The organism is Pseudogracilibacillus auburnensis, assembly GCF_003201975.1.
GTDB lineage: Bacteria > Bacillota > Bacilli > Bacillales > Amphibacillaceae > Pseudogracilibacillus > Pseudogracilibacillus auburnensis.
The window spans coordinates 67,221-90,009 of sequence record NZ_QJJQ01000007.1; the positions used below are offsets into that span (position 1 = coordinate 67,221).

The following is a 22,789-nucleotide window of genomic DNA, read 5'->3' on the forward strand; positions in this document are numbered from 1 at the left end:
CCTTTTCTGCTCGATTGTTTTTTATCTAGCAATAAGTTTATACAATAGTAATTCAAATGCCATCCCTTTTTCCATTTTTCCACGCTTAATAGTTGTATCTGTATTCGTTAATTCATTCATAATGTTCGTTAGCATCTTTTCACTAAATTGTGTACTTCTTTCCGATGCTAATTTAATAACATATGGATGGACTTTCACTTCACTTTGAATCCGTTGATTTGGATAGCCTTTTTTTCTTAATAATTTAACTTGAAAAATAATTCGAAATTGATATGCTAATAATGCGATTAATCCGATTGGGTCTTCTTTCATTTTTTCTAAATCTTTATATATTTTGATTGCTTCATGTAAGTTTTTTGTAAGAACTGCATCGACTAATTGTAGCGCATTATTATTAAGAGATGTGGAGATGAGATTTTCAGCAATCTCCTGCGTAACTTCTCCGCCTTCACCGACAAAAAGGGCTAACTTTTCAATTTCTTTTTCCATCATATATAAATTTGAATGAAATTCAACTTCTAAACGTAAACAAGCCGCTTCATTTAGCTTAATTCTGTAATTACCAGCAATATGTTGGATCCATTTACGTAATGCCGCATCTTTAATTGAATTACAGTTCACAACTACTGCTTCTTTTTTTAATAATTTTGTTAGTTTTTTCCGTTCATCCAACTTTTCATATGGTGCAACAAGCACTAAAATCGAATAGGGAGCAGGATCATTGAGGTATTGTTCTAATGATTTTAGATCATGGGTAACAGTAAGCTTATCTTGTTTTGTTTTTAAGAAAACCGGTTCATTTGCAAATATCAACTTTTTTTCATTAAAAAAAGGTAATGTTTCTACATCTGTCAGCACTTCCTGAATTGCCACTTCTTGTAAGTCATATGTTGTTATATCTTCATCAACATCATGCTTCAATGTCTCTAGCAGCTTATTTTTAAATTGCTCGATAAAATAATATTCTGTTCCATGTAAAAGATAGACGGAATCAACCTTTCCACTTTGGATCGCTTGGATTGCTTTATTTATATCAGACATAAGACCATTCCTTTTATTTATCAGTATGTTAATCATAGCAAAATTAAATGATTATTGATATAATTTATGTACATAATATAGACGAGCTGAGATAATGTTGAAAAATAATGAACTTTTCTTTTCGTACTAGATTTATTTCTCATTTTCACTTATACTTACTACAGATACAGGAGGGGATGAACATGAACGAATTCGAAAAGAATCCACAAGAAAAAAGTAATGATATTCCACATGCCGTAACTGGTTTTACACTTTCTTTCATCTTTTTTGTACTTATTTTTACGATCGGTGCAATAATCAGTTATATTAATTAACCTTACATATGTTAACGATAAAAATGCTGCCCTTTATAAGATGCAGCATTTTTTTATTTCGGCTAAGTTAATTTCATACCTCAATTAAGGAAGGATTAATTCGAACAATGCAATGTTAATAAAACCGTTGCTTTCCGAGGCATACCGTACAGGACGTCCTAGTGTCAGCGTAAGTCACATTTTTTTTTGGGTGGATCGACCAAAAACGTAACCTACGAATATGGCGCACCTAGTCTACATTCCCTTTCTATGTTATTTCGGTAAGAGGCGCACCTTTTGCTACAATAGCGCTTCACTTACGGATAATGGAATAAAAAGTAGTTATTGTTTGGATAAAACATCCACTAGGCTATTGATGAAATGGACTTATTTGAAAAAAGTATTAAATATGCCTTGTTCTTTCTTAAATTGATACTGGACAGCTCCATGCAAATCTGTTCGTAAAATAATGACCTGTTCATCGGACAAAGTTTGAAGCACTTCTTCTGTTGGGTGACCATAAGAATTATGAACTCCTGCAGAAATCAGCGCATAGGACGGTGCAATTTCTTGAAAAAAATGTGGATCTGTCGATGTATTACTGCCGTGATGCCCTACTTTTAGTACATCTACCCGGAGATTCCGAAATTTTTTCACGATATCTCTTTCAGTTGCCTTCCCTATATCACCAGTGAACAACCAGCTCTTCCCTCCAAGCTCTGTATACAACACTAAAGAGTTTTCATTGTCATCATGCTTATCTTTTTCTGGCGATAATACATGAAAAGCTTGGGAGTTTCGAATAATTCTCTCGTTGAAATTGGCGTACGTAATGGGAAGGTTTGCCTCCTTCCATTCAGCCTTTGTTTGCTCATCTAGATCGTGATATGGACCAATAATTACTTCTTTTACTTCAAATCCCTCGATTATGTAACGAACACTTCCATCATGGTCAAGATCATTATGACTAATAAACACAGCATCAATCGTATGAATTCCTCTTCCATACAAATAAGGTCTAATTATTTGCTTATACACTCTATCTGACGGTTCAAAATCCGGGAAAGTAAAGGATGCCCCGGCATCGATAATAAAGACTCCTTTTCGGTACGGTAATTCAACAACAAATGCATCACCTTGACCGATATCTAACATTGTCACTGTACCTATTGGTGAAAAATATGGCCTTATCGTTAGGTAAATAATAAATAGGGCAACATACATGCCATATTGAAAAGATTTTATTTGATTTCGTTTTTCTAAAGAAATCATCAGAAAGACAAATAATAAATAGTAAATGATCACCAAGCTAATCGGAATTTCACCGATAATAAACGGGAAATTAAACTTATCATCCACGATCATAATGAAATGAAGAAAATGTTGATGAATAAATAAAAAAATATGTTCAAATAATTCGATAACGATTGTTGGTAAAAATATGCTTAATAATATAATAAACATTGCTGGGATAACGAATAATGAAAAGTAAGGAACAACGATGACGTTTAATAAAATGGATAATGGTTGAAAAGTGGAGAAATAATGGATCTGTAACGGTAAAATCATCATTTGAGACACGAAGCTAATTTGCAAAACACGTTCCATATTCGAGGTAGCTTCTGCGATCCATTTACTTGATAAAATAAGACCAAATGTCACGGCAAAGGAAAGTTGAAAGCCGATATGATACACAATATATTTCTCTATGATAATTAATAATAGAAAGACAATACTTAATATATCTGTATAATTATATTTCAATTTGATTTTATTGATAAAGATTACGAATACAATCATTAAACTCGCACGCCATACGGACGGCTGACTACCTGCTAATATTGCGTAAATTGGTAAGAACACCATCATGATCCATTGTGCTTTTTCCTTCGTTGTAATAGAAAAACGAACTAAAACGAGGTAAATGATGCCTACAACAATACCAATATGCAAGCCTGAAATGGCCAATATATGTGATAAACTCCATCGCTGGAACAGTTCAATCGTTTCTTGCTCCAATAAGCCATCGTGACCTAGTACAAGTGCGTGAAGCCATGCTGCTGTGTCTGTTTGTAATTTACTTTCTGTTTTATTTAATAAATAAGTTCTCATCGAATAAATCGATTGCATTAATGATTGATTTTCTTTACACGTAATATCTTCTAAAGTAGGAATGACTATTTGGTAGGAGATTGCTTTTTTTAATAAATATAGACGATAATCAAATTGATAAGGGTTTCTTGCCCCATCTGGTATGGATAAGGAAGCTTCTATTTTACAGACTGCACCATATTGGAGTTGTCCTACATGATGCTCTACTAACTCATTCTCATCATTCACAAAATAAACGATTACTATTTGCTCGCTTGTTCGTTCGTCCCTAAAGGTAAATTCGATTTTTTTATCTGTTTCTATGATGGGACTGACAATTTCACCATAAAAAACCGAGCGGCTTTCATTTACTTGTTCAGATGTTGATGTAGTAGGTGCTGGAAGATAAAAATAAAAGAAGAAAAAACTAAGAAGTGCTGAAATTAATAATGTTATGCTTATTTTTTTCTGTACGTATACGTATAATAGCCAAAAAAAGAATAGACAAATTACTATATACGTATTTAATGACAAAGTGATCACACTTACTGTGGCACTTAATGCAAATATATACCAATAATCTTTGCCCATACAAGATCATTCCCGAAAAAAGTGGGAATAACGACACCACCTACCTTTCCTATATTATGCTTACTTTTTATCTAGTTCTGTCGGAAGTAACTCAATCTTCAAATCTTGTAATTCAATCTTTTCGGTTCGAACATTTGACTCTTTAAATAATTCAATCGCTAATTCATTATTTTTGTAATCATTTGCATAATACACTTTTTCTACTCCTGCTTGTATGATTTGTTTACAGCAAAACAAACAAGGATAATGCGTCACATACATTTCCGTCCCGTTTGTTGGTACACCAAATTTGGCGCATTGTAATAAAGCATTTGCCTCCGCATGAACCGTTCGTACACAGTGCCCATCTACAATATTACAACCTTCATCAATACAATGTGTGCTATCTTTTACACTACCATTGTAACCACTTGCAATAATCCGGTTTTCCCTTACGATCACTGCACCAACCATTAATCTCGTACATGTGCTTCTAAGTGCTGCGATATGTGCTTGTGCCATAAAATATTGATCCCATGAAATTCGTTCCATGCTATCTCTCCTCCTAAATGATTTCCAAATTATTAAGGGACGATAATGCTTTCCTTCATATTTTCTACTGTCTTTTCCCCGATTCCATTTACCTCTATTAAATCTTCGACAGATTGAAAGGATCCATGCTCTTCACGATAGTCGATAATTGCTTGTGCCTTTTTAGGGCCAATCCCATTTAACGTTTGTATCTCTTCCAATGTAGCTTGATTAATGCGGATTTTATTCCTATCCTCATCGGTTGTTGTAGTTTCGCCTGGTGTAGATACCGCTATTATCTCTTCCCCTTCTTTTGGAACGATAATGACCATTTCATCGTGTACCCTTTGTGCCAAATTCATTTGAGTCTGATCTGCATCCTCTGTAAAGCCTCCGGCAATTGAAATAGCATCTGATACACGAACATGTTGATCCACTTCATATACACCCGGCTTCTGTACTTCTCCTTTTATATCGACGATAATACTTGTGTCTAGCTGCTCAGCTTCAACCTCTTCATCCACAAGCTCAATTGCTTGTTCAAAATCGGCTTCTGTTTGTACATCAAGTGGCTCTTCTTTCTTCATGTAAAAAATTCCGCCCAAAACTACGATCGCAACAATAATCATAACGAGATGTCGTTTTATTAGCTTTATCAATAATAGATCACTTCCCTTTCTCAAGGATAAATTAATATATCTATTATATTCAGCCAGACATTAATTGTAAAACACGTAAAATAATGAAAATAGCCGAGATGCCTCGACTATTTTTCTCCAACGATAAAAATTCTTTCACTCTTTTCACTTAAAAATGCCTTTTCAAGAGAAAAATCACGATAAAATTGAATTTTGCTAAATCCACATTTTTTCAATAATTGTTCATAAACTTTTATATCGTATGTGTGTTGATGATGAGTTTCATCAAAACGTATATAATGATCATTTTCTTTTCGAAAAAAAGTTAAGTAATGAAACATTTCTCCTTGCCTATCACCTTGTTCACAATCCCATATATAAGCAAGATCATCTGTTACCTCAGTAAATGTTTGATTCATTAACCGTTCTTCGGCATAGTGAATACTATGAATATCAAAAATAAATAATCCATTTGGAGATAAACTATTGTATACATGGTTAAAAACAGTTTCAACTTCATTCAATTCCGTTATATAGTTCATAACATCACAATAACTAATGAATAAGTCGATCTGATGAAATCCTGATAATTTTCTAATATCTTGTTGAATCCAGTTTACCGGTAGCTTGTGGTTTATTACTTTTTCTGTTGCACAGGCTAGCATTTCAATCGAGTAATCGACTCCCGTAACATGATAACCTAATTTCGCTAAACGGCTTGTTATTTCTCCAGTTCCACACCCTAAATCAACGATCGATTTAATCGAAGCATTCTTTCTCTTGATGATTTCGGTAGTAAACTGAACCCATTTATCATATGGAGCGTGATCCATTAATTGATCATATATATAAGCAAACTGATGATACGACATGACTAGTCGTTTTCCCCGACCGTTATTTCTTGTGCATCGCCCCATAAACGTTCTAAATTATAGTAGGAACGTTCATCTTTATGAAATATATGACAAATAATGTTATTAGTATCAATTAAAACCCATCTTGCTTGTTCAAAACCTTCCATCTGTTTGACGGGATATCCTTTTTCTTCTAGCCCTTCTTTTACAGATCGGGCAATAGCTTGTACTTGTCTTTCATTATTTCCGTGACAAATGACAAAATAATCTGCTACGGGCGTTAACTGTTGCATGTTTAACACGACACAATTTTCTGCTTTTCGATCTTCACAAGCTCTTACTACTGTTTCAAGCGTTTCGTTTACTTCTACCAATTAATTATCACTCCTTTAAATTATTCGTTAATTCATTATATGCCAGAAATGTATCTGGATAAATCGTTGCATCTTTTTTCAGTAAAAAGATAATTGTATTTTGCAACACTTTTCTTGCCGCTTTTTTTAAATCTACTTTCGCTAACTGCCGTACTTCTTCTACGCCAGGAAATTGTCTGCCTGGTTCGATATAATCGGAAACAAAAACGATTAGCTCGACATTACTCATTTGTTCCCTTCCGGTAGTATGGTAATAAATTGCATTTATTGTATCTACGTCTGTTATTCGAAATGTTTTTTTGGCAATCATGGCAGCAACGGGACCATGCCATAGTTCTTTATTATAATGTAATAACTGTCTTGGTAAATCATGTTTTTCAATATTATCTTTTAATTCACGATCTGTTTGACATTTTGCATAATCATGTAACAAAGCAGCAAGGGAAACTTTTTCCACTGATTCATCATAAAGGGTAGCAAGTTCGATCGCTGTTTCATATACCCTTATTGTATGTTCGTATCGATCATTAGACAACTCTTTTTTAACTTCTTCACGTATTTTATGAAGTTTCATACAAGCGATGCTCCTTCATATAAGAATATACTTCTTTTGGGAGTAAATATTGAACTGGTAACCCTGTTTCGATTCTTTTCCTTATTTCTGTGGATGAAATATCAATTAAAGGCACATTTACTTCTCGAATAGGGTAGCATGTGGTCAATCTATAGTTTGGGCGCTTCACACCAATAAATTGTATTTTTTCGACTAACTCATCTATTTGTTTCCATTTCGGTAAATATTCAACCATGTCCGCCCCAATAATAAAGGAAAAGAAAAAGGTTGGGTATTTTTCCTGTAATTCATTAATCGTATCAATCGTGTATGATGTTCCACGTCGATCTAATTCCATCGATTTTACTTTGAAATAAGCAGTATGTTCCGTCGCTTTTTCTACCATATGCAGACGATGTTCACTAGTTGATGTTGCCTTCCTTTTATGCGGTGGTTCATTTGTTGGAATAAACCATATTTCATCTAGTCCGCACGCATATTTTACTTCATCAGCGATAATAAAATGACCGATATGCGGGGGATCAAATGTACCCCCTAAAATTCCAATTTGCTTCACTTTTTACACCTTATTCTGGAAGTACAATCTGATTATGATTTTCGGATTCTTTATATAAGACTATATTGTTCCCAATAATTTGGACAATTTCCGAGTTGGTTGCAACAGATATTTCATCTGCTACGGTGTATTTATCTTCTAAGCAATTTTGTAAAATACTAATTTTTATTAGTTCTCGTTTTTCTAGCACATCTTCTAGTTGTTTGTTCAAATTTTCTGTTACCCCGCTTTTTCCAACTTGAAAAATAGGTTTTAAATGATGGGATTTAGCCCGTAAAAATCTCTTTTGTTTCCCTGTTAACATGCGAATCAACCTTCCAATATATTTTGTAATTCTGTATCTAGATCATCCATTGGCGGTCGCTTGTCCGTCCAAATTTCAAATGCGTACTGTGCTTGATATAGTAACATAGTATGACCAAAATGGATTGATGCCCCAAGGCTCTCTGCCTCTTTTAATAGTTTTGTTAGTAGCGGTTGATAAATGATATCACTAACGATTGCATCTTCTTTCAATTTTGTTAGATGAATAATTGCCTGATCTACGTGGGGCTTCATTCCAACAGACGAAGTTTGAATGATAAGGTCAAATTGATCAGTCGTTTGTTCAGCCTCTTTTAATGTAATTGCCTTACATTGAGGATGATTTTCAATCAAAAGTATTGCTTTATCAATAGAGCGATTCGCTACCGTCACATGTTGATAACCATGTTGAATGAGTGCATGGAAAATACCTTTTGCCGCTCCACCCGCACCAAGAAGCAAGATTTTCTTTTCTTTTCCTTCTTTTAGAGACCGAAAACTACTTCGTAAAGACCTAACATACCCGTTTCCATCTGTATTATAGCCAATCCATTTCCCGCTTTTGCATAAAACTGTGTTGACTGCGCCAATTTTTTTTGCTTGTTCATCAATATCATCTAAAAAATCAATTATTTTTTCCTTATAAGGTACCGTGATATTAAACCCGTTTATATTCATACTTCGTAATTTTCTCATTTCTTCTTCAAACGATACATTCGGGTCAATTTCAACTATAGAGTAGGTTCCTTGTAAGTTCGTTCTTTTTAAAAATTCCCCATGGATCCATGGTGATAATGAATGTTTAATGGGATACCCAATTAGGCCAAATTGATATGTCATTTTTGTTCCACCTTTTTTCCATCATTTTAAATAAAAGAATTCCGGATTGAAACAGCAACCCCTTTAGGACTATATACATCAATAGTAACATTACTATTTAAAATTGTAATCCATCCAAGCCCAGGAAAAACGATATCTGTATATTGTTCCTCGACCCGGTATGAATTTTTTATGAAGGGTGGCAGTGTCTTTAGTGTTTCCTCATTTGGAGGAGATAACAATTTTCCAATTTGCTTTTCGTATAAGCTATCGGCATTCTCATGTTTTGTCCGATGAATCGGTAGTTCGTTAGCAAAATAACAGACAAAAGTTTGTTTGTCTCCTTTTACAAAATCAAATCGTGCTAAACCTCCGATAAATAATGTTTGTCCACTTTGTAATTGATAATTTCTCGGTTTTATTTCTTTCTTTGGTGTAATTATTTTTAAATCTTTTTTAGAAACATAATGAGCCATTTGATATGTGTTCATAATTCCAGGAGTATCGATTAAAGCACTACGATTATCTAACGGAATTTTAATAAAACCTAACGTCGTGCCAGGAAAATAAGAGGTAGTAATTGCCTCTTTAATACCAGTGGACCTAGTGATAAACTGATTAATAAAGGTAGACTTTCCTACATTCGTTACCCCAACGACATATATATCTTTATAATTCCGTTCCATTTCCATTCTGACGGCTAACTCATCTAAATGATGGCCTTTGGCAGAAGAAACGAGAAAAACATCAAGGACTTTTAAACCAGCTTCTTTTGCTAAGCGAAATAACCAATCTTTTAATTTCCGTTGATTCGTTGATTTTGGAAGTAAATCTACTTTATTTCCAACTAATATGATTGGGTTATTCCCAACGATTCTTGGTAAACTTGTTAATAATGTGCCATTCACATCAAATATATCGATTAAATGTATAACTAAACTATTCGTTTTATTGATCGTACTTACCATATTTAAGTAATCATTGCTATCTAACGGAACGGTTGCATTTTTATTATAATGCCGTAACTGAAAACAGCGCTGACAAAGTAATTGATCTTTTTCAATGGAAGATTTAGGTGTAAAACCTAGTGCTTCTTTGTTTTCCGTTTGTAGCTTTATACCACAACCGTTACAAATTAAATTATTCTCCATCTGTCATTCTCCTCGTTAATTTTCCTTTCCGGTAAAAATAATTTAAAATAAGCCTTTCCACATTTCGGTTAAACTTGGTAATCGGTGCATCTGATTGAACGATAGGAACGACTAAAATAGTATAAAACCCCGCTTTGTTTCCACCAAGAATATCTGTTAGTAATTGATCCCCGATTACGACAATTTCGTCCGTTTCAAGTTCCATTTGTATTTTTGCTCGTTTAAAAGCTCGTTGTAACGGTTTTCGCGCTTGATAAATAAATGGTGTTCCTAATGGTTCGGCAAAAACAGTTACTCTTTCCTCATTATTATTCGAAAAAATCGTCACCTTTATGTTTGCATCATCCATTTTCTTGAGCCATGTAATAACTTCATCTGTAGCATGGCTAACATTCCAAGGTACAAGCGTATTATCTAAATCAATAATAATCCCCTTTTTTCCTTCTGCTTGTAAAAAGGTAGGTTCAATATCAAAAATACTTTTTACGTGTTTATTTGGCAAAAATAAATTTAACAAATGCTCACCTCAAATGTTTCATCCTAATGTTCATTGTAATCTATTATAGAGGATGTTCAAAAAGTCCAACAAAAATGACGCATCGAATTTCTGCGTTGGCTTGCTTTTCCGGTACTCACGTATGTAAAAGCATACGCTTCGTTCCTCAAAGCTAAGTCGCCTAGAACTTCTTGGTCCTTTTTATCGACCTTTTTGAACACGTACTTATATAATCTCATATTTTGTATATATATGTCTAATTTGTGCGCAAAGTATAAAACGTTCGACAAATTTCCGACTTTTTCTTCATTGTGGATAACTTTGCTAACATTTTCAATACTATATAAGCAACATTTATCGTGTATACCCACAATTAATTCACAGGTTATATACAGGTTGTTGTGCATAACTTAAGGCTTGTTCACCCTTAGGATTCGTGGTAAATTATACTCAATATAATATCGTGTAAAGGAGTATTTTTATGGAATGCTTATCCGATACATTGTTACTGGAAGCTTATGAAAAAGCAAAAGAGCTTGGACTTAATCACGATTTTATCACAATGATAGAAGAGGAAATAAATAGAAGAGCCATCAATATTTAGGATCACCTTAAGATAATTAAGGCAAAAGGATGAAAACTCTTTATTTTTTAAAACAATAGCTCTATACTAAATGTTATATATTTATATTATGTTGTACTGTTTTTAGATTGGAGGATCTTAAGTTAATGATTTTTGCAGTATTAGCACCACTTCTTGTAGCATTTTTTGTACCATTAGTCAGTAGATTTAAAAGTAGTTTTCACACTGGAATTTTTGTTTTTTTCGTACCATTCGCAATTTTTGTCTATTTTCTACAATTTATTGGACCTAACTTCACACCTCTTAAACAAACATATAATTGGATACCATCACTACATATTAATTTTGATCTTTATTTAGATGGTTTAAGCCTCTTGTTCGTCTTACTTATAAGTGGTATAGGATCACTTGTCGTACTTTACTCTATTTATTACTTAGACCGTTCCGAAAGATTAGGACAATTTTATGTTTATTTATTAATGTTTATGGCAGCGATGTTAGGTATCGTCTTATCGGATAATGTCTTTGTCCTTTATACCTTTTGGGAGTTAACATCCATTTCTTCATTCTTATTAATCGGATATTGGCATTTTAAAGAACGCTCTCGTTACGGTGCATTAAAATCGATGCTCATTACAGTTTTCGGTGGACTTAGTATGCTTGGTGGTTTTATTTTATTATCTGTCGTTGCTGATACGACAAGTATTCAAGCAATGATAGCAAAGTCAGATTACATATTAAGTAATGATTATTTACCACTCATATTAGCTTTTATACTTTTAGGTGCATTTACAAAATCGGCCCAGTTTCCATTTCATATTTGGTTACCAGACGCAATGGAAGCTCCTACACCTGTTAGTGCTTATTTACACTCAGCAACAATGGTTAAGGCAGGCTTATATTTAATTGCACGATTCTCTCCTATTTTTTCAAGTTATGAATGGTTCTTTATTATTGTTAGCATATTCGGAATTATTACCTTATGTTGGGGATCCTATATGGCGGTGCGTCAAACCGACTTAAAAGCAATTTTAGCTTTTTCTACGATCAGTCAACTCGGTATGATTATGGCTATGTTAGGCTTTGGAACAAATATAGCCATTTTTGCTGCGGTTTTTCATATTTTAAACCATGCTACTTTTAAAGGTAGTTTGTTTATGATTGCTGGAATCATTGATCTACAAACGGGAACGAGAGATATTCGCAAGCTCGGTAAACTATTTACGCTTTTACCGATTACTGGAACGCTTGCTTTATTTGGAACATTTTCGATGGCTGGTGTCCCAATACCTTTTTTAAATGGTTTTTATAGTAAAGAGTTATTTTTTGAATCGACACTCGCTTTACAGAATGGAACATTATCAATCACTTCATTCCTTACAACCGTCATTCCTTATTTGGCTGTAATTGGAAGTATTTTCACATTCGTTTATTCCATGTATCTATTTTTCGGATTGTTTGGTAGAAATAAAAATAATGAAGTTTCTTTACCGAAACAACCAAAAGAAGCACCGATTGGTATGCTTATTTCGCCATCTATTTTAGTTATTGGCGTGATAATCATTGGACTTATGCCAAATTTATTTAATCAAAACTTTTTAGCCCATGCTGCAGCTAGTATTAATCCTACAGCAGGCATCGACGCTATCTCTTTTTGGCACGGGCTAACACCAGCGTTTCTGATGTCGCTCATTGTCGTTGTCATTGGTACCATTTTAGCGCTCACTCGTACAAAATGGAACACAGTGTATGATCTATTGCCAGGTCGGTTTAGTTTTAATACGATTTATGATCAATCAGTAAAATCAATTGACACATTCAGTAGTAAAATGACGAACTTTTATATGAATGGTTCATTAAGGACATATATGATCTTAATTATTACGACAACGTTTATCGTTTCATTTGTATATATGTATTATACAGACGGGTTTACGATTGATTTTTCTGATTTAGCCAAAATTACTACATTGGAAATTGTCGTTGTCGTCGCCATTGTCGTGGCCGCAATAGGGACTATTTTTTCCAACCATAATGTAGCCGCTATCTTAATTTTGGGGATTACTGGTTATGGTGTAGCCATTTTATTCGTTTTATACCGTGCGCCAGACTTAGCACTAACTCAGTTAGTCATTGAAACCATTACTGTTACATTATTTTTATTGTGTTTCTATCATTTTCCTAAACTTACGAAACGGAATGAATCGAAAAAAACGGTTGCCACTAATTTATTTGTTTCCATCGGTTTTGGAGTTTTAATGACGATGATTGGAATATCAGCATTAAGTAGTTCATGGTTCGATAAAATTTCTGAATACTTTATCGAAACATCACTCCCAATTGGTGGCGGAAAAAATATCGTCAACGTTATTTTAGTCGATATGCGTGGTATTGATACATTATTTGAAATTGCTGTATTAGGTCTTGCTGGACTTGCAGTATTTAGCCTCATTAAATTAAGAAAGAATAAGGGGGCGAAATAAGTGGAATTTATTATTTGTATATTAGCGGGCATTTTATTTGCTACTGGCGTTTATAATATTTTACAAAAGCAATTACTTAGAATCGCAATTGGAACTGGATTAATCTCACATGCTGCACACTTATTTATTTTAACGATGGGGAAACTAAAACGGGGACAACCACCGATTATTTTGGAAGGGATAACAGAGTACACAGATCCATTACCACATGCTTTAATCCTTACATCTATTGTGATTAGCTTCGGTGTAACAAGTGTCGTGTTAGTTTTAGCTTATCGAACAGTCAATGAAAATAACACAGATAATATGGAGCAATTAAGGGGTAATGAATATGAGTAATTTAGCTGTCCTACCTATTATCATCCCGTTACTTGCAGGGATTTTATTAGCTTTTTTTCATAATAATTTACGTATATCAAGATTTCTTTCCAAGTTATTTATTCTGATTAATTTAATTGTCGTTGTTTATGTGACATATATCGTTTTTCAGGAAGGATCACTCATTTTAGAAACGGGTAGTTGGGTTGCACCTTATGGAATCGTCTTCGTCGCCGATTACTTTTCTATTATCCTGGTATTAACGACTAATTTATTATCAGTAGCTTGTTTGTTTATTGCACCTAAACTTGTTTCAGATACGAAGGAAAAGTTTTATTATTATACATTCATTTTCTTACTTATTAGTGGTGTTTCTGGAGCTTTTTTAACTGGTGATTTATTTAACTTATTCGTATTTTTTGAAGTATTATTAATGGCTTCATACGGATTAATTGTACTAGGCGGAGATAAAGTACAATTAAGAGAGTCGTTAAAATATGTATTAATTAATTTATTTTCATCGGTTATTTTTGTAACAACTGTTGCCTTTTTGTATGCAGTTGTCGGAACCGTGAATATGGCGCATATTGCAGAACGAGTTCAAGAAGTGGAGCAACAAGGAGTTTTAACGACGATCGCAATTGTTTTGTTTTTCGTCTTCGGTACAAAAGCTGCGTTGTTTCCATTATACTACTGGATGCCGAAATCCTATGTTGTACCAAATCCAGTAACTTCCGCCCTATTTGGAGCACTGCTTACAAAAGTAGGGATTTATTCGATTATTCGTATCTTTACACTTATATTTGTCGAAGTCGAATTTACACGAAATTTCTTTATTGTCGTCGCGGCATTGTCGATGATATTCGGCGTAATTGGCGCTTTATCGACAAATGATGTGAAACTGCTTATTGCATATAATGTTATTCCATCGATTGGATTTATTTTATTAGGTTTAGCAGTGTTTAATGAAACTGCTTTAGCTGGCTCTGTTTACTATTTGGTTCACGATATGATCATTAAAACAGCATTATTTCTTCTTGCTGGAGTGATAACTTATGCTGCGGGAACGTCTGATTTAAGAAAAATGGGTGGTCTCATTCATCACTACCCTGTACTCGGTTGGATTTTATTTATCTCGGCATTTGTCTTAGCAGGTATTCCTCCGTTTAGTGGTTTTATTGGAAAACTGTTATTATTAAAAGGGTCTTTTGAAGGGGAACAGATTGTAATCGTCATTATCGCACTATTAACGAGTTTACTAATTCTTTACTCGGTCATGAAAATCTTTATTCATGGATTCTGGGGAGAGAAAAATGAGCAATTGGAAAGAAAGTCTACAAGTGGATTACTTGGCCCAATTTCATTTTTACTTATCTTTTCCATTTTCATAGGTGTGGGTGCTGAATTTGTGTATCCTTATATTGATACAATTGCTACTTATTTACTTGATCCAGAGCTTTACATTCATTCTGTATTAAAGGAGTAATGAAGAAAATGACCTTTCAAATTGTAGTTAATTTAATTATATCCTTTATGTGGATGTTTTTAAGTGAAAGTTATACATTCATTACATTCATTTTTGGATATATTCTCGGTGCTTTATTACTATTGTTATTAAACCGATTTTTTCCGAGCCGTTATTATTTGGCCCCTATTTATCGATTTTTTGTTTTATTTCTAATTTTTGTTCGTGAACTTATTTTGTCAAATATCGATATCGTAAAACTTGTCTATAAGCGTAAACCTGATTTCGAACCGGGAATTTTTGCTCTCCCTGTCGAAGTGAAGAAAAATTGGGAAATTACACTGCTTGCGAATTTAATTACGTTAACACCTGGAACATTGTCTGTCGCCATTTCGGATGATCAGTCACAAATATTTATCCATGCAATGGACATTGACGATATTGAAGAATCAATTGATGATATAAAAAATACGTTTGAAAAAGCAATTATGGAGGTGACAAAATGATTGATGTACTTCATCGTGTCGAAGAAATTTTACACGTAACAACGCTCATTTGTATGATCGGAATTGCTTTATCACTCATTTTGCTCATATATCGTGTACTAGTTGGTCCATCTAACCCTGATCGAGCTACAGCGCTTGATGTGATAGGAGTTTGTTTAATGGCGACCGCTGCTTTAACTTCGATCTTGCTTGTGACAACGAAATTAAATGATGTCATTTTATTAATCGGAATCCTGTCATTTATCGGAACACTAGCATTAGCAAAATATCTTGAAATGGGTGTTATTATTGAACGAGATCGTGATTAGTATCATAATGAACATAATCATTATCATCCTGTTACTGTCAGGAACATTTTTCATTTTTTCGAGTGCATTGGGGATTATTCGTTTTCCAGATGTGTTTACACGATTACATGCAGCGACAAAAGCCCCTACTTTAGGAATCATTAGTATTTTACTAGGAGCTTTCCTGTTTTTATATGGTTCCCACCAATTAGTTAGTGGAAAACTATTGTTGGCGATTTTATTTATTATGCTATCTTCACCAGTTGCTGGTCATATGTTATCAAGAGCAGCACATAAGAGTTATGTAAAACCGTATTTACGTCATCGAGATGATGAATATGAAGAATATATGAAGAAAAAAGGAACAAAAGCATAACAAAAAACATGAAGCTTTACAATTAAGAAATCGGATTCGTACGTGGAAAATAAGAATATTAGCTTATCTAACAAATGGAATATGGTGCAGCTATAGGGGTCACGTCCTGTATGCCAGAGATTAAGGCAACAAGAAGATACTGTGAAAGTATTGAAAGCGAGTATATTCCATTTGCTAAGCTATGAGGAAAAGCATTTCCACACCATTTCCCGATTACCGTATACATTTATCTATGAACAAAGAGCTATCTCCTTGATAAATTTCAAGATGGAATAGCTCTTTTTTTCATGGACAGACACGAATCTGATGACATTTTCATAAGGTTGTTATATGGAGTAAATAATGACTTATGGAGGTGATATAGTGTCAACATTTCTGTCGTTATTAACGTTACTCATTAAAGAAACGTTATTTTTTGTTTCTTATGTCAAGAATAATACGTTCCCTCAGCCTTTATCTATTGAGCAAGAACAAAAGTATCTTCAGTTAATGCAAGACGGAGATGAAAATGCCCGTAATAAACTAATTGAACATAATTTACGTCTCGTTGCTCACATCGTAAAAAAATTCGATAATACTGGGGAATATACGGAAGATCTTATTTCTATTGGAACGATTGGCTTAATTAAAGGAGTCGAAAGTTTTAAAGTAGGTAAAGGAACAAAACTAGCAACATATGCGGCAAGATGTATCGAAAACGAGATTTTAATGTATTTACGAACATTAAAAAAGACACGTAAAGACGTATCATTACATAGCCCAATTGGCCATGATCAAGAAGGTAATGAAATCAGTTTATTAGATGTAATTAAGGCAGAGACCGAAGACATCATTGAATATCTCCAACTTAACATGGAAATTGGTAAAATGAAAGAGCATTTTAAAGTGCTTGATGAACGGGAAGTAACGGTATTGACTCATCGATATGGTTTAAGCAATAACGAGGAATTAACCCAAAAAGAAATTGCAAAATTACTCAATATTTCACGAAGTTACGTATCACGTATTGAAAAGAGAGCATTAATGAAAGTATTTCGCGCCTATTTTAATAAAGAAAAGCAAAATGCTTCATTTTAGAAACTGTTCTGTATTTGTATCGATTTTCAATTTCATGAGTAATGAGTAATAGAAGGCTATTCCCCATAAATATGGGTGATAGCCTTCATCGCTTTCTAAGTTTATTGAAAAAAACTAATTAGAGGTGCTAAAGCGATAGCAAGATAAAGATAACCTCATGAATAAAATCATTAGAACATAGTAGGATGGAACGCATGTTAGTTGTTCAGCAGATCCCATTTTAAATTTTTGTAACATAGTTTTTTACGTTGTATATTGTTTTACCATATTAATAATTAAATTAGCTGCATTTTCAGCAGCAAGCGTTAAAAAGTCTTGGAACGACATTGGAGCATCTTTTCCAGCAATGTCAGATAATGCTCTTATAATGACAAAAGGTACATTATATTGATAACAAACTTGGGCAATGGCTGCTCCTTCCATTTCAGCAGCAATCATCGTAGGAAATAACTGCTTAATGGAATCTACTCGTTTTGAATCATTCATAAATGAGTCCCCTGTCGCAATCAATCCTTGAGCACTATTTATTTGCAATTGTTCTAATGCTACTTCTGTTTGACGAATAAGGTCATGGTCCGCTTTAAATGTTGGTGGCATCTGCGGTACTTGTCCATATGAATAATCGAAGGCGGTAACATCGACATCATGATAGACTACTTCTGTACTTATGACAACATCTCCTACTTGTAAATCTTCTTTAAAACCACCAGCTGAACCGGTATTGATTATATGTGTTGGCTTAAATCGTTCCATTAATACCGTCGTTGTCATAGCAGCGTTAACTTTCCCAATACCCGACTTTAAAAGAACAACTTCTTGACTAGCTATTTTTCCAGTAATAAATAAACTGTTGGCAATTTCATACGTTTGCTTCTCTGTCATGACAGATTGTAATAGTTCTATTTCTTCATCCATTGCTCCAATGATACCAAATTTCATATTTAATACCCTCACTTACGAATTTAATCTGATCCGGTCTTTTTTTGAAACTCCTTAATTCTTTCTACTTTTGTTACTTGCCAGCCTTCTACATCAATCCATGATAAATAAACATGATAAAATTCACTAGCATCTTTATTGGAAACGGTAGATATAACTTTTTGCTCTCCACCATTACCGACCCAATGCTCGATCATTTCAGCGTCACTAATACCTGTAACTTCTGAAACAGCACTTTTTATTTCTTTTCGGTCATCAGATCCTTCATTATAATTAGTCGTATGTGTTCCTTGTTGCACTGTTCCAATTGGCGCCCAGTTTCCAGTATAAGCCTCGATTACATTTGGGTCTGTTGAATCAACTTGTTGAACGACGACTTCTTCTGCATCTTCTATTTCATTAGCTTCTTCGCTTGTTTCATCATCACTAGTATCAGTATTATTATCTGTTTCTGTATTTTCCTGTTCGTTTGTGTTTTCTTCTTCATTTTTATCTAATGCTTTTTGATTCGCTTCTTCCTGATTATTTTCTGTTACCGTTTCTTTATCTTTATTTCCAAAAGCAATTAAAGCAAATAAAATAATAACAAAGAATACAGCTAATCCAGTAAAAAATAATAAGTTTCTTTTGTTTTTACGACGTTTCGTATGTTTATCTGCTCGAGATACCCTTCTATATTCCGACAAAATGATTCCCTCCTATAAAAGTAGTATACAATAAATCTAATTAGAAAAAAATCATTCCAAATTACTATTTCTTAAAATGAAATAAATACGTTTATAGAATATGGAAGGCGTTCTTATCGTGTAAGAACGCCTAATTAAGGGTTGTCTTATAATTACTTCATTCCTATCCTCTCGCTTCAAATCACACAATGAAATACTTCTCGCAAGGATCGGAACTCAACTTTCGTCACACTTTATCCATTCCATTCTACGAAAGTTGAATGTCTCATTAATGGACATCTACAATTTTTACTTTAATTTCTCCGCCAGGTGTTGGCACCATTACTTCTGTTCCCTTCTCTTGACCTAATAAACTTTTTGCCATAGGTGAATCGTTTGAAATCTTCCCTTCAAATGGATCTGCCTCGGCACTACCAACAATCGTATATGTCTCTTCTTCACCATCAGGTAATTCAATAAACGTTACTTTTTTACCTAAACTAACGATATCCACATTATTTTCATCATTTTCAATAATGACAGCATTACGAATCATTTTTTCTAATTGCGCAATTCTCGTTTCGACAAATGCTTGTTCTTCTTTTGCAGAATCGTATTCTGAGTTTTCTGAGAGGTCTCCAAAATCTCTAGCAATTTTAATTCTTTCTACTACTTCTTTTCTTTTTTCCGTTTTTAACACATGTAATTCATTTTCTATTTTTTCTTTACCTTCTTCAGTCATGTAGTAATTTTTTTCTTCCGTCATTTTAAAAACACTCCTTTAATTTCCATTAAAAATGTAATAATCCATAGTAAAAATGACACACTCACATATTGAGTATGTCTGTTCACATACTTAATTTTTATCATCGCTTTATACTAATTGATACTCCGTCACCAATTGGAATAATGGATGTATGATAATCTGCTTGTTTTACTAACCAATCATTAAATGTACGAATTTTATTTGCGATTTTTTGTATACGATTATTCTCTGCCTTACTCTCATCAGCAACGTAGCCTTTAAATAAAATATTATCGCATACAATGATTCCTTGTGCATGAATTAATGGTTGTACGGCTGTAAAATACCGTTGATATTGTCCTTTTGCAGCATCAATAAAAATAAAATCATATTGATCGCCTTGGGAAACAAGCTGTTCAATTGTATGAAGAGCATCTCCGAGGATAACGTTTATATGCTGAGATTTCTTTTGTGCCTGTATATTTTTCACGGCATGTTGGTACATTGTTTCATTTTTCTCTAAAGTTGTAATCGTTGCCATTGGATTAGTTTCATGCATTCGCAGGGCTGAATAACCGATTGCAGTCCCTATTTCTAAAATAGTTGCTGGCCGATGAATTCTTACAAGCTGAGTTAAAAAATTCATACTATCTGTTTCCATGATAGGAATACGGTGCTCACTCGCAAATGTTTCGAGTGAGCACATCCAATCTTCTCTAGGTGGTATCATTTTAACTAAATAATTCTTTATACTATCCATATGTTATATCTCCAACATTTATATCACTAATCTTCTGATTCATCTTCCGCATCCTGATTTTCTAGCTCGTACCATTCATGGCGATACTCTTCTTTAATTTGATTATGCTCTTCAAGCGTATCTGAATAAAAGGTTTCTCCATTTGGTCGTGAGAAATAAAACAGTTTTGAAAAATCTTTTCCCTCTGGTTCAAGTACAGCTTCAATCGACTCTACGCTTGGTGAAGCGATTGGACCAACAGGTAAACCATCAATGACATATGTATTATACGGTGTATCTACTTCGATATCATCATACGTTACAACTGCTTTATGTTTCAAGTTTTTAAGTCCATAAAATGCGGTAATATCACTTTGCAACTTCATATTGTCATCTAATCTATTTATATAAACTTGCGCTACTTTAGGACGATCTTCAGAGAATTTAGACTCCCTTTCAATGACAGAAGCTAATGTTAAAACTTCATGAACAGAAAATCCACTTTCATCCACTTCTTCTATTTTCGACTGCATAATTTCATTTGTTCGTTCAAGCATCATTTGAATAATGGATTCGATGGAAGGTTCTTCTTCAAAGATGTCATACGTCCCAGCGAATAAATAGCCTTCTAAAGGCATATATAAATCATTATTCAACACATCATCTGTTAATAGAAATGGGTATTGATCCATTAAATTTTCTATTTCTGATTCATCATTCACAACCTCTAAAAATTCTTCCGTTGAAAACGATAATTTATGCGCAAAAACAGCTGCAATTTGTTCGATATTTTTACCTTCGGGGATGGTAATCCGATAAATCGGTTCCTCCATTATTTTTCCACTTTGTAATTCAGTTATAATTTCATTTAAAGTAAGGGAAGGTGTTAATGTGTATTCCCCTGCTTGGAAATCTGAATAGTTTTTAAACTTTAAATAAAAACGAAATATCTTGCTATTCTTAATAAGTCCATTTTCTTCTAACGTATTAGCAATTTCCGTCGATGTTGACCCTAATGGAATCTCAATAACAATTTCCTCTTTACTATCAGGATCTACTGGTTTAAGGGCTGATTTTATATAAAAATAGCCCGAAGCGATTCCCACTGCAATAAGAAAAATAAATGAGGATAAAATAATGAATACAAACTTCCGAACTATTTTTGCATCATTTACTTTCGTCTCTAACTCTGATTCATATGATTGTGAATCTTTATCTTTATCTTTTGCCATAGCGTTCAATCTCCCTTTTATCCACTAGTAAAAAGCTTTTAAGCGGATAAAATAACGTTCCTTTTATAAATGGTCGTTCTCTTCTGCTAAAGTATGAAGCATTTCTTCGACTATATCCCATTCTTCATCCGATTCGATAGGGTACAGTTTTAAATCATTTTCATCTTCTCCATCGTCTTCAAAACGAAAAGCGTATACTTCTACCTCGTCTTCCACATTTTGTTCTACTGGTATTAACGCGATATAGGAAAAGCCGGTTTCATCAACGTCGAATTTAAACAACACTTCGAATAGATGCTCTTCCCCATTTTCATCTGGAATAATGATTCTTTCTTGCTCTTCTACTCCCATGTTAACCCTCCTAGAGGCTTTGATCTAAAAAGTTTTGCAAGATCATAACAGCGGCCATTTTATCAATCACTTGACTACGTTTTTTCCTGCTTACATTTGCTTCAAGCAATGTTCTTTCAGCAGCTACCGTTGTTAATCTTTCATCGATTAAGTGAACAGGAATACCAAAAATTCTTTCCAATCGTTTTGCATATATTTTTGATATTTCCCCACGCTCACCTAACGTACCATTCATATGTTTCGGCAAACCAACTACTATCTCGCTTATTTCATATTCTTCGATCACTTTTTTTAAATCATCATCAGCTGTTGACATATCTTTTTCATTCCAAGTTAACGTGGTTATTCCTTGGGCAGTTACATGTAATGCATCACTAACCGCTACACCTATCGTTTTGGAGCCCACATCTAATCCGAGAATTCTCATTCAGATCCCTTTTTTAAATCTTTTAAATAAAATTTCACTAATTCTTCAATGACTTCATCGCGTTCTATTTTACGAATGAGATTCCTTGCATCTTTATATCTTGGTATATACGCTGGGTCGCCAGATATTAAATAGCCTACGATTTGATTAATAGGGTTATATCCTTTTTCTTTTAACGCCTCATGAATAGTAAGTAATGTCTCTTTTATATCTTGATTAAAAGCTTCATCAGGGAAATTAAACTTCATTGTTTTATCAATCGAACTCATCGTAAACACCTCGTTCCATTATTTGCTTGTTTACAT

Annotated in this window: 29 protein-coding genes; 9 read left to right on the top strand and 20 right to left on the bottom strand. The window is 33.8% G+C overall.

Going from position 1 to position 22,789, the window contains the following annotated elements; translation table 11 throughout:
• Window positions 1-21 precede the first annotated feature (21 nt).
• Window positions 22-1,041: a DNA polymerase III subunit delta gene (gene holA, locus DFR56_RS10815; protein ID WP_110395456.1), complete on the bottom strand. Its 1,020-nt coding sequence runs from the start codon at window positions 1,039-1,041 to the stop codon at window positions 22-24.
• Window positions 1,042-1,223: 182 nt separating this feature from the next.
• On the opposite strand from holA, the gene DFR56_RS10820 reads away from it, so the two are divergent.
• The gene (locus DFR56_RS10820; protein WP_110395457.1) at window positions 1,224-1,355 is read left to right on the top strand and encodes a YqzM family protein; all 132 of its coding nucleotides are present in this window, start codon (window positions 1,224-1,226) and stop codon (window positions 1,353-1,355) included.
• A 366-nt stretch (window positions 1,356-1,721) separates the two neighbouring features.
• Here the strand turns inward: DFR56_RS10820 and DFR56_RS10825 are convergent, their stop codons facing one another.
• The 11 genes from DFR56_RS10825 to DFR56_RS10875 all read right to left on the bottom strand — a co-directional run bounded on the left by DFR56_RS10825 (window position 1,722) and on the right by DFR56_RS10875 (window position 10,312).
• Window positions 1,722-4,016, bottom strand: a complete 2,295-nt coding sequence (locus DFR56_RS10825) for a DNA internalization-related competence protein ComEC/Rec2 (protein WP_110395458.1) — start codon at window positions 4,014-4,016, stop codon at window positions 1,722-1,724.
• 60 nt (window positions 4,017-4,076) lie between these two features.
• Complete coding sequence (locus DFR56_RS10830; protein WP_110395459.1) at window positions 4,077-4,547, bottom strand: ComE operon protein 2; 471 nt, start codon at window positions 4,545-4,547, stop codon at window positions 4,077-4,079.
• A 32-nt stretch (window positions 4,548-4,579) separates the two neighbouring features.
• Window positions 4,580-5,185, bottom strand: a complete 606-nt coding sequence (locus tag DFR56_RS10835; protein ID WP_244916487.1) for a helix-hairpin-helix domain-containing protein — start codon at window positions 5,183-5,185, stop codon at window positions 4,580-4,582.
• Window positions 5,186-5,292: 107 nt separating this feature from the next.
• Window positions 5,293-6,036 (bottom strand): class I SAM-dependent DNA methyltransferase, encoded by a 744-nt coding sequence (locus tag DFR56_RS10840; protein ID WP_110395460.1) that lies wholly within the window; start codon window positions 6,034-6,036, stop codon window positions 5,293-5,295.
• Window positions 6,037-6,038: 2 nt separating this feature from the next.
• Complete coding sequence (gene rsfS, locus DFR56_RS10845) at window positions 6,039-6,392, bottom strand: ribosome silencing factor (protein ID WP_110395461.1); 354 nt, start codon at window positions 6,390-6,392, stop codon at window positions 6,039-6,041.
• A 7-nt stretch (window positions 6,393-6,399) separates the two neighbouring features.
• Window positions 6,400-6,966 carry a bis(5'-nucleosyl)-tetraphosphatase (symmetrical) YqeK gene (yqeK, locus tag DFR56_RS10850; RefSeq protein ID WP_110395462.1) on the bottom strand — a complete coding sequence of 189 codons (567 nt, stop codon included), beginning with the start codon at window positions 6,964-6,966 and terminating at the stop codon, window positions 6,400-6,402.
• Complete coding sequence (locus DFR56_RS10855; RefSeq protein ID WP_110395463.1) at window positions 6,953-7,522, bottom strand: nicotinate-nucleotide adenylyltransferase; 570 nt, start codon at window positions 7,520-7,522, stop codon at window positions 6,953-6,955. Before DFR56_RS10855 ends, yqeK begins: the two co-directional genes overlap by 14 nt.
• Before the next feature lie 10 nt (window positions 7,523-7,532).
• Window positions 7,533-7,826 (bottom strand): ribosome assembly RNA-binding protein YhbY, encoded by a 294-nt coding sequence (gene yhbY / locus DFR56_RS10860; protein ID WP_110395464.1) that lies wholly within the window; start codon window positions 7,824-7,826, stop codon window positions 7,533-7,535.
• A gap of 5 nt (window positions 7,827-7,831) precedes the next feature.
• On the bottom strand, window positions 7,832-8,665 hold the full coding sequence (aroE, locus tag DFR56_RS10865) for a shikimate dehydrogenase (protein ID WP_110395465.1): 834 nt from the start codon (window positions 8,663-8,665) through the stop codon (window positions 7,832-7,834).
• Window positions 8,666-8,691: 26 nt separating this feature from the next.
• Complete coding sequence (yqeH, locus tag DFR56_RS10870) at window positions 8,692-9,795, bottom strand: ribosome biogenesis GTPase YqeH (protein ID WP_110395466.1); 1,104 nt, start codon at window positions 9,793-9,795, stop codon at window positions 8,692-8,694.
• On the bottom strand, window positions 9,785-10,312 hold the full coding sequence (locus DFR56_RS10875; RefSeq protein WP_110395467.1) for a YqeG family HAD IIIA-type phosphatase: 528 nt from the start codon (window positions 10,310-10,312) through the stop codon (window positions 9,785-9,787). The genes yqeH and DFR56_RS10875 overlap by 11 nt, the downstream gene beginning before the upstream one ends.
• Before the next feature lie 460 nt (window positions 10,313-10,772).
• On the opposite strand from DFR56_RS10875, the gene sda reads away from it, so the two are divergent.
• From sda to sigK, 8 genes are all read left to right on the top strand, one after another.
• Window positions 10,773-10,895 (top strand): sporulation histidine kinase inhibitor Sda, encoded by a 123-nt coding sequence (gene sda / locus DFR56_RS10885; RefSeq protein ID WP_110395469.1) that lies wholly within the window; start codon window positions 10,773-10,775, stop codon window positions 10,893-10,895.
• A 125-nt stretch (window positions 10,896-11,020) separates the two neighbouring features.
• Window positions 11,021-13,357, top strand: a complete 2,337-nt coding sequence (locus tag DFR56_RS10890; protein ID WP_110395470.1) for a Na+/H+ antiporter subunit A — start codon at window positions 11,021-11,023, stop codon at window positions 13,355-13,357.
• Window positions 13,358-13,696: a Na(+)/H(+) antiporter subunit C gene (locus DFR56_RS10895; protein ID WP_110395471.1), complete on the top strand. Its 339-nt coding sequence runs from the start codon at window positions 13,358-13,360 to the stop codon at window positions 13,694-13,696.
• Window positions 13,689-15,161, top strand: a complete 1,473-nt coding sequence (locus tag DFR56_RS10900) for a Na+/H+ antiporter subunit D (RefSeq protein WP_110395472.1) — start codon at window positions 13,689-13,691, stop codon at window positions 15,159-15,161. The genes DFR56_RS10895 and DFR56_RS10900 overlap by 8 nt, the downstream gene beginning before the upstream one ends.
• An 8-nt stretch (window positions 15,162-15,169) precedes the next feature.
• The gene (locus DFR56_RS10905; RefSeq protein WP_110395473.1) at window positions 15,170-15,646 is read left to right on the top strand and encodes a Na+/H+ antiporter subunit E; all 477 of its coding nucleotides are present in this window, start codon (window positions 15,170-15,172) and stop codon (window positions 15,644-15,646) included.
• Window positions 15,643-15,954 carry a Na(+)/H(+) antiporter subunit F1 gene (locus DFR56_RS10910; protein WP_110395474.1) on the top strand — a complete coding sequence of 104 codons (312 nt, stop codon included), beginning with the start codon at window positions 15,643-15,645 and terminating at the stop codon, window positions 15,952-15,954. The genes DFR56_RS10905 and DFR56_RS10910 overlap by 4 nt, the downstream gene beginning before the upstream one ends.
• A complete protein-coding gene (mnhG, locus tag DFR56_RS10915; protein ID WP_307786856.1) occupies window positions 15,926-16,309 on the top strand; it encodes a monovalent cation/H(+) antiporter subunit G in 384 nt (127 codons plus the stop codon). Before DFR56_RS10910 ends, mnhG begins: the two co-directional genes overlap by 29 nt.
• Before the next feature lie 363 nt (window positions 16,310-16,672).
• Entirely contained in the window at window positions 16,673-17,386 is a 714-nt protein-coding gene (gene sigK / locus DFR56_RS10920; protein WP_110395475.1) for an RNA polymerase sporulation sigma factor SigK, read from the top strand.
• 243 nt (window positions 17,387-17,629) lie between these two features.
• Here the strand turns inward: sigK and mtnN are convergent, their stop codons facing one another.
• From mtnN to DFR56_RS10960, 8 genes are all read right to left on the bottom strand, one after another.
• On the bottom strand, window positions 17,630-18,325 hold the full coding sequence (gene mtnN, locus DFR56_RS10925) for a 5'-methylthioadenosine/S-adenosylhomocysteine nucleosidase (RefSeq protein WP_110395476.1): 696 nt from the start codon (window positions 18,323-18,325) through the stop codon (window positions 17,630-17,632).
• Window positions 18,326-18,348: 23 nt separating this feature from the next.
• Entirely contained in the window at window positions 18,349-19,011 is a 663-nt protein-coding gene (locus DFR56_RS10930) for a YrrS family protein (RefSeq protein WP_158525605.1), read from the bottom strand.
• Window positions 19,012-19,279: 268 nt separating this feature from the next.
• Complete coding sequence (greA, locus tag DFR56_RS10935) at window positions 19,280-19,756, bottom strand: transcription elongation factor GreA (RefSeq protein WP_110395478.1); 477 nt, start codon at window positions 19,754-19,756, stop codon at window positions 19,280-19,282.
• A gap of 100 nt (window positions 19,757-19,856) precedes the next feature.
• Complete coding sequence (locus DFR56_RS10940; RefSeq protein WP_242694698.1) at window positions 19,857-20,495, bottom strand: O-methyltransferase; 639 nt, start codon at window positions 20,493-20,495, stop codon at window positions 19,857-19,859.
• A 26-nt stretch (window positions 20,496-20,521) separates the two neighbouring features.
• Window positions 20,522-21,706 carry an endolytic transglycosylase MltG gene (gene mltG, locus DFR56_RS10945; RefSeq protein WP_110395479.1) on the bottom strand — a complete coding sequence of 395 codons (1,185 nt, stop codon included), beginning with the start codon at window positions 21,704-21,706 and terminating at the stop codon, window positions 20,522-20,524.
• 63 nt (window positions 21,707-21,769) lie between these two features.
• Window positions 21,770-22,057 carry a DUF1292 domain-containing protein gene (locus DFR56_RS10950; RefSeq protein ID WP_110395480.1) on the bottom strand — a complete coding sequence of 96 codons (288 nt, stop codon included), beginning with the start codon at window positions 22,055-22,057 and terminating at the stop codon, window positions 21,770-21,772.
• A 10-nt stretch (window positions 22,058-22,067) separates the two neighbouring features.
• Window positions 22,068-22,484, bottom strand: coding sequence for a Holliday junction resolvase RuvX (gene ruvX / locus DFR56_RS10955; protein WP_110395481.1), 417 nt, complete (start codon window positions 22,482-22,484; stop codon window positions 22,068-22,070).
• Window positions 22,481-22,753: an IreB family regulatory phosphoprotein gene (locus DFR56_RS10960; RefSeq protein ID WP_110395482.1), complete on the bottom strand. Its 273-nt coding sequence runs from the start codon at window positions 22,751-22,753 to the stop codon at window positions 22,481-22,483. The genes ruvX and DFR56_RS10960 overlap by 4 nt, the downstream gene beginning before the upstream one ends.
• Window positions 22,754-22,789: the final 36 nt, after the last annotated feature.

What these genes read in the sequence shown, in the direction of transcription:
- mltG (WP_110395479.1), bottom strand. Translation starts at nt 21,706, where the DNA reads ATGGCAAAAGATAAAGATAAAGATTCACAATCATATGAATCAGAGTTA.
- DFR56_RS10820 (WP_110395457.1), top strand. Translation starts at nt 1,224, where the DNA reads ATGAACGAATTCGAAAAGAATCCACAAGAAAAAAGTAATGATATTCCA.
- DFR56_RS10825 (WP_110395458.1), bottom strand. Translation starts at nt 4,016, where the DNA reads ATGGGCAAAGATTATTGGTATATATTTGCATTAAGTGCCACAGTAAGT.
- yhbY (WP_110395464.1), bottom strand. Translation starts at nt 7,826, where the DNA reads ATGTTAACAGGGAAACAAAAGAGATTTTTACGGGCTAAATCCCATCAT.
- greA (WP_110395478.1), bottom strand. Translation starts at nt 19,756, where the DNA reads ATGACGGAAGAAAAAAATTACTACATGACTGAAGAAGGTAAAGAAAAA.
- ruvX (WP_110395481.1), bottom strand. Translation starts at nt 22,484, where the DNA reads ATGAGAATTCTCGGATTAGATGTGGGCTCCAAAACGATAGGTGTAGCG.
- yqeK (WP_110395462.1), bottom strand. Translation starts at nt 6,966, where the DNA reads ATGAAACTTCATAAAATACGTGAAGAAGTTAAAAAAGAGTTGTCTAAT.
- DFR56_RS10960 (WP_110395482.1), bottom strand. Translation starts at nt 22,753, where the DNA reads ATGAGTTCGATTGATAAAACAATGAAGTTTAATTTCCCTGATGAAGCT.
- DFR56_RS10830 (WP_110395459.1), bottom strand. Translation starts at nt 4,547, where the DNA reads ATGGAACGAATTTCATGGGATCAATATTTTATGGCACAAGCACATATC.
- DFR56_RS10905 (WP_110395473.1), top strand. Translation starts at nt 15,170, where the DNA reads ATGACCTTTCAAATTGTAGTTAATTTAATTATATCCTTTATGTGGATG.
- DFR56_RS10940 (WP_242694698.1), bottom strand. Translation starts at nt 20,495, where the DNA reads ATGGATAGTATAAAGAATTATTTAGTTAAAATGATACCACCTAGAGAA.
- aroE (WP_110395465.1), bottom strand. Translation starts at nt 8,665, where the DNA reads ATGACATATCAATTTGGCCTAATTGGGTATCCCATTAAACATTCATTA.
- DFR56_RS10950 (WP_110395480.1), bottom strand. Translation starts at nt 22,057, where the DNA reads ATGGGAGTAGAAGAGCAAGAAAGAATCATTATTCCAGATGAAAATGGG.
- sda (WP_110395469.1), top strand. Translation starts at nt 10,773, where the DNA reads ATGGAATGCTTATCCGATACATTGTTACTGGAAGCTTATGAAAAAGCA.
- DFR56_RS10840 (WP_110395460.1), bottom strand. Translation starts at nt 6,036, where the DNA reads ATGTCGTATCATCAGTTTGCTTATATATATGATCAATTAATGGATCAC.
- DFR56_RS10910 (WP_110395474.1), top strand. Translation starts at nt 15,643, where the DNA reads ATGATTGATGTACTTCATCGTGTCGAAGAAATTTTACACGTAACAACG.
- yqeH (WP_110395466.1), bottom strand. Translation starts at nt 9,795, where the DNA reads ATGGAGAATAATTTAATTTGTAACGGTTGTGGTATAAAGCTACAAACG.
- holA (WP_110395456.1), bottom strand. Translation starts at nt 1,041, where the DNA reads ATGTCTGATATAAATAAAGCAATCCAAGCGATCCAAAGTGGAAAGGTT.
- DFR56_RS10890 (WP_110395470.1), top strand. Translation starts at nt 11,021, where the DNA reads ATGATTTTTGCAGTATTAGCACCACTTCTTGTAGCATTTTTTGTACCA.
- mtnN (WP_110395476.1), bottom strand. Translation starts at nt 18,325, where the DNA reads ATGAAATTTGGTATCATTGGAGCAATGGATGAAGAAATAGAACTATTA.
- DFR56_RS10900 (WP_110395472.1), top strand. Translation starts at nt 13,689, where the DNA reads ATGAGTAATTTAGCTGTCCTACCTATTATCATCCCGTTACTTGCAGGG.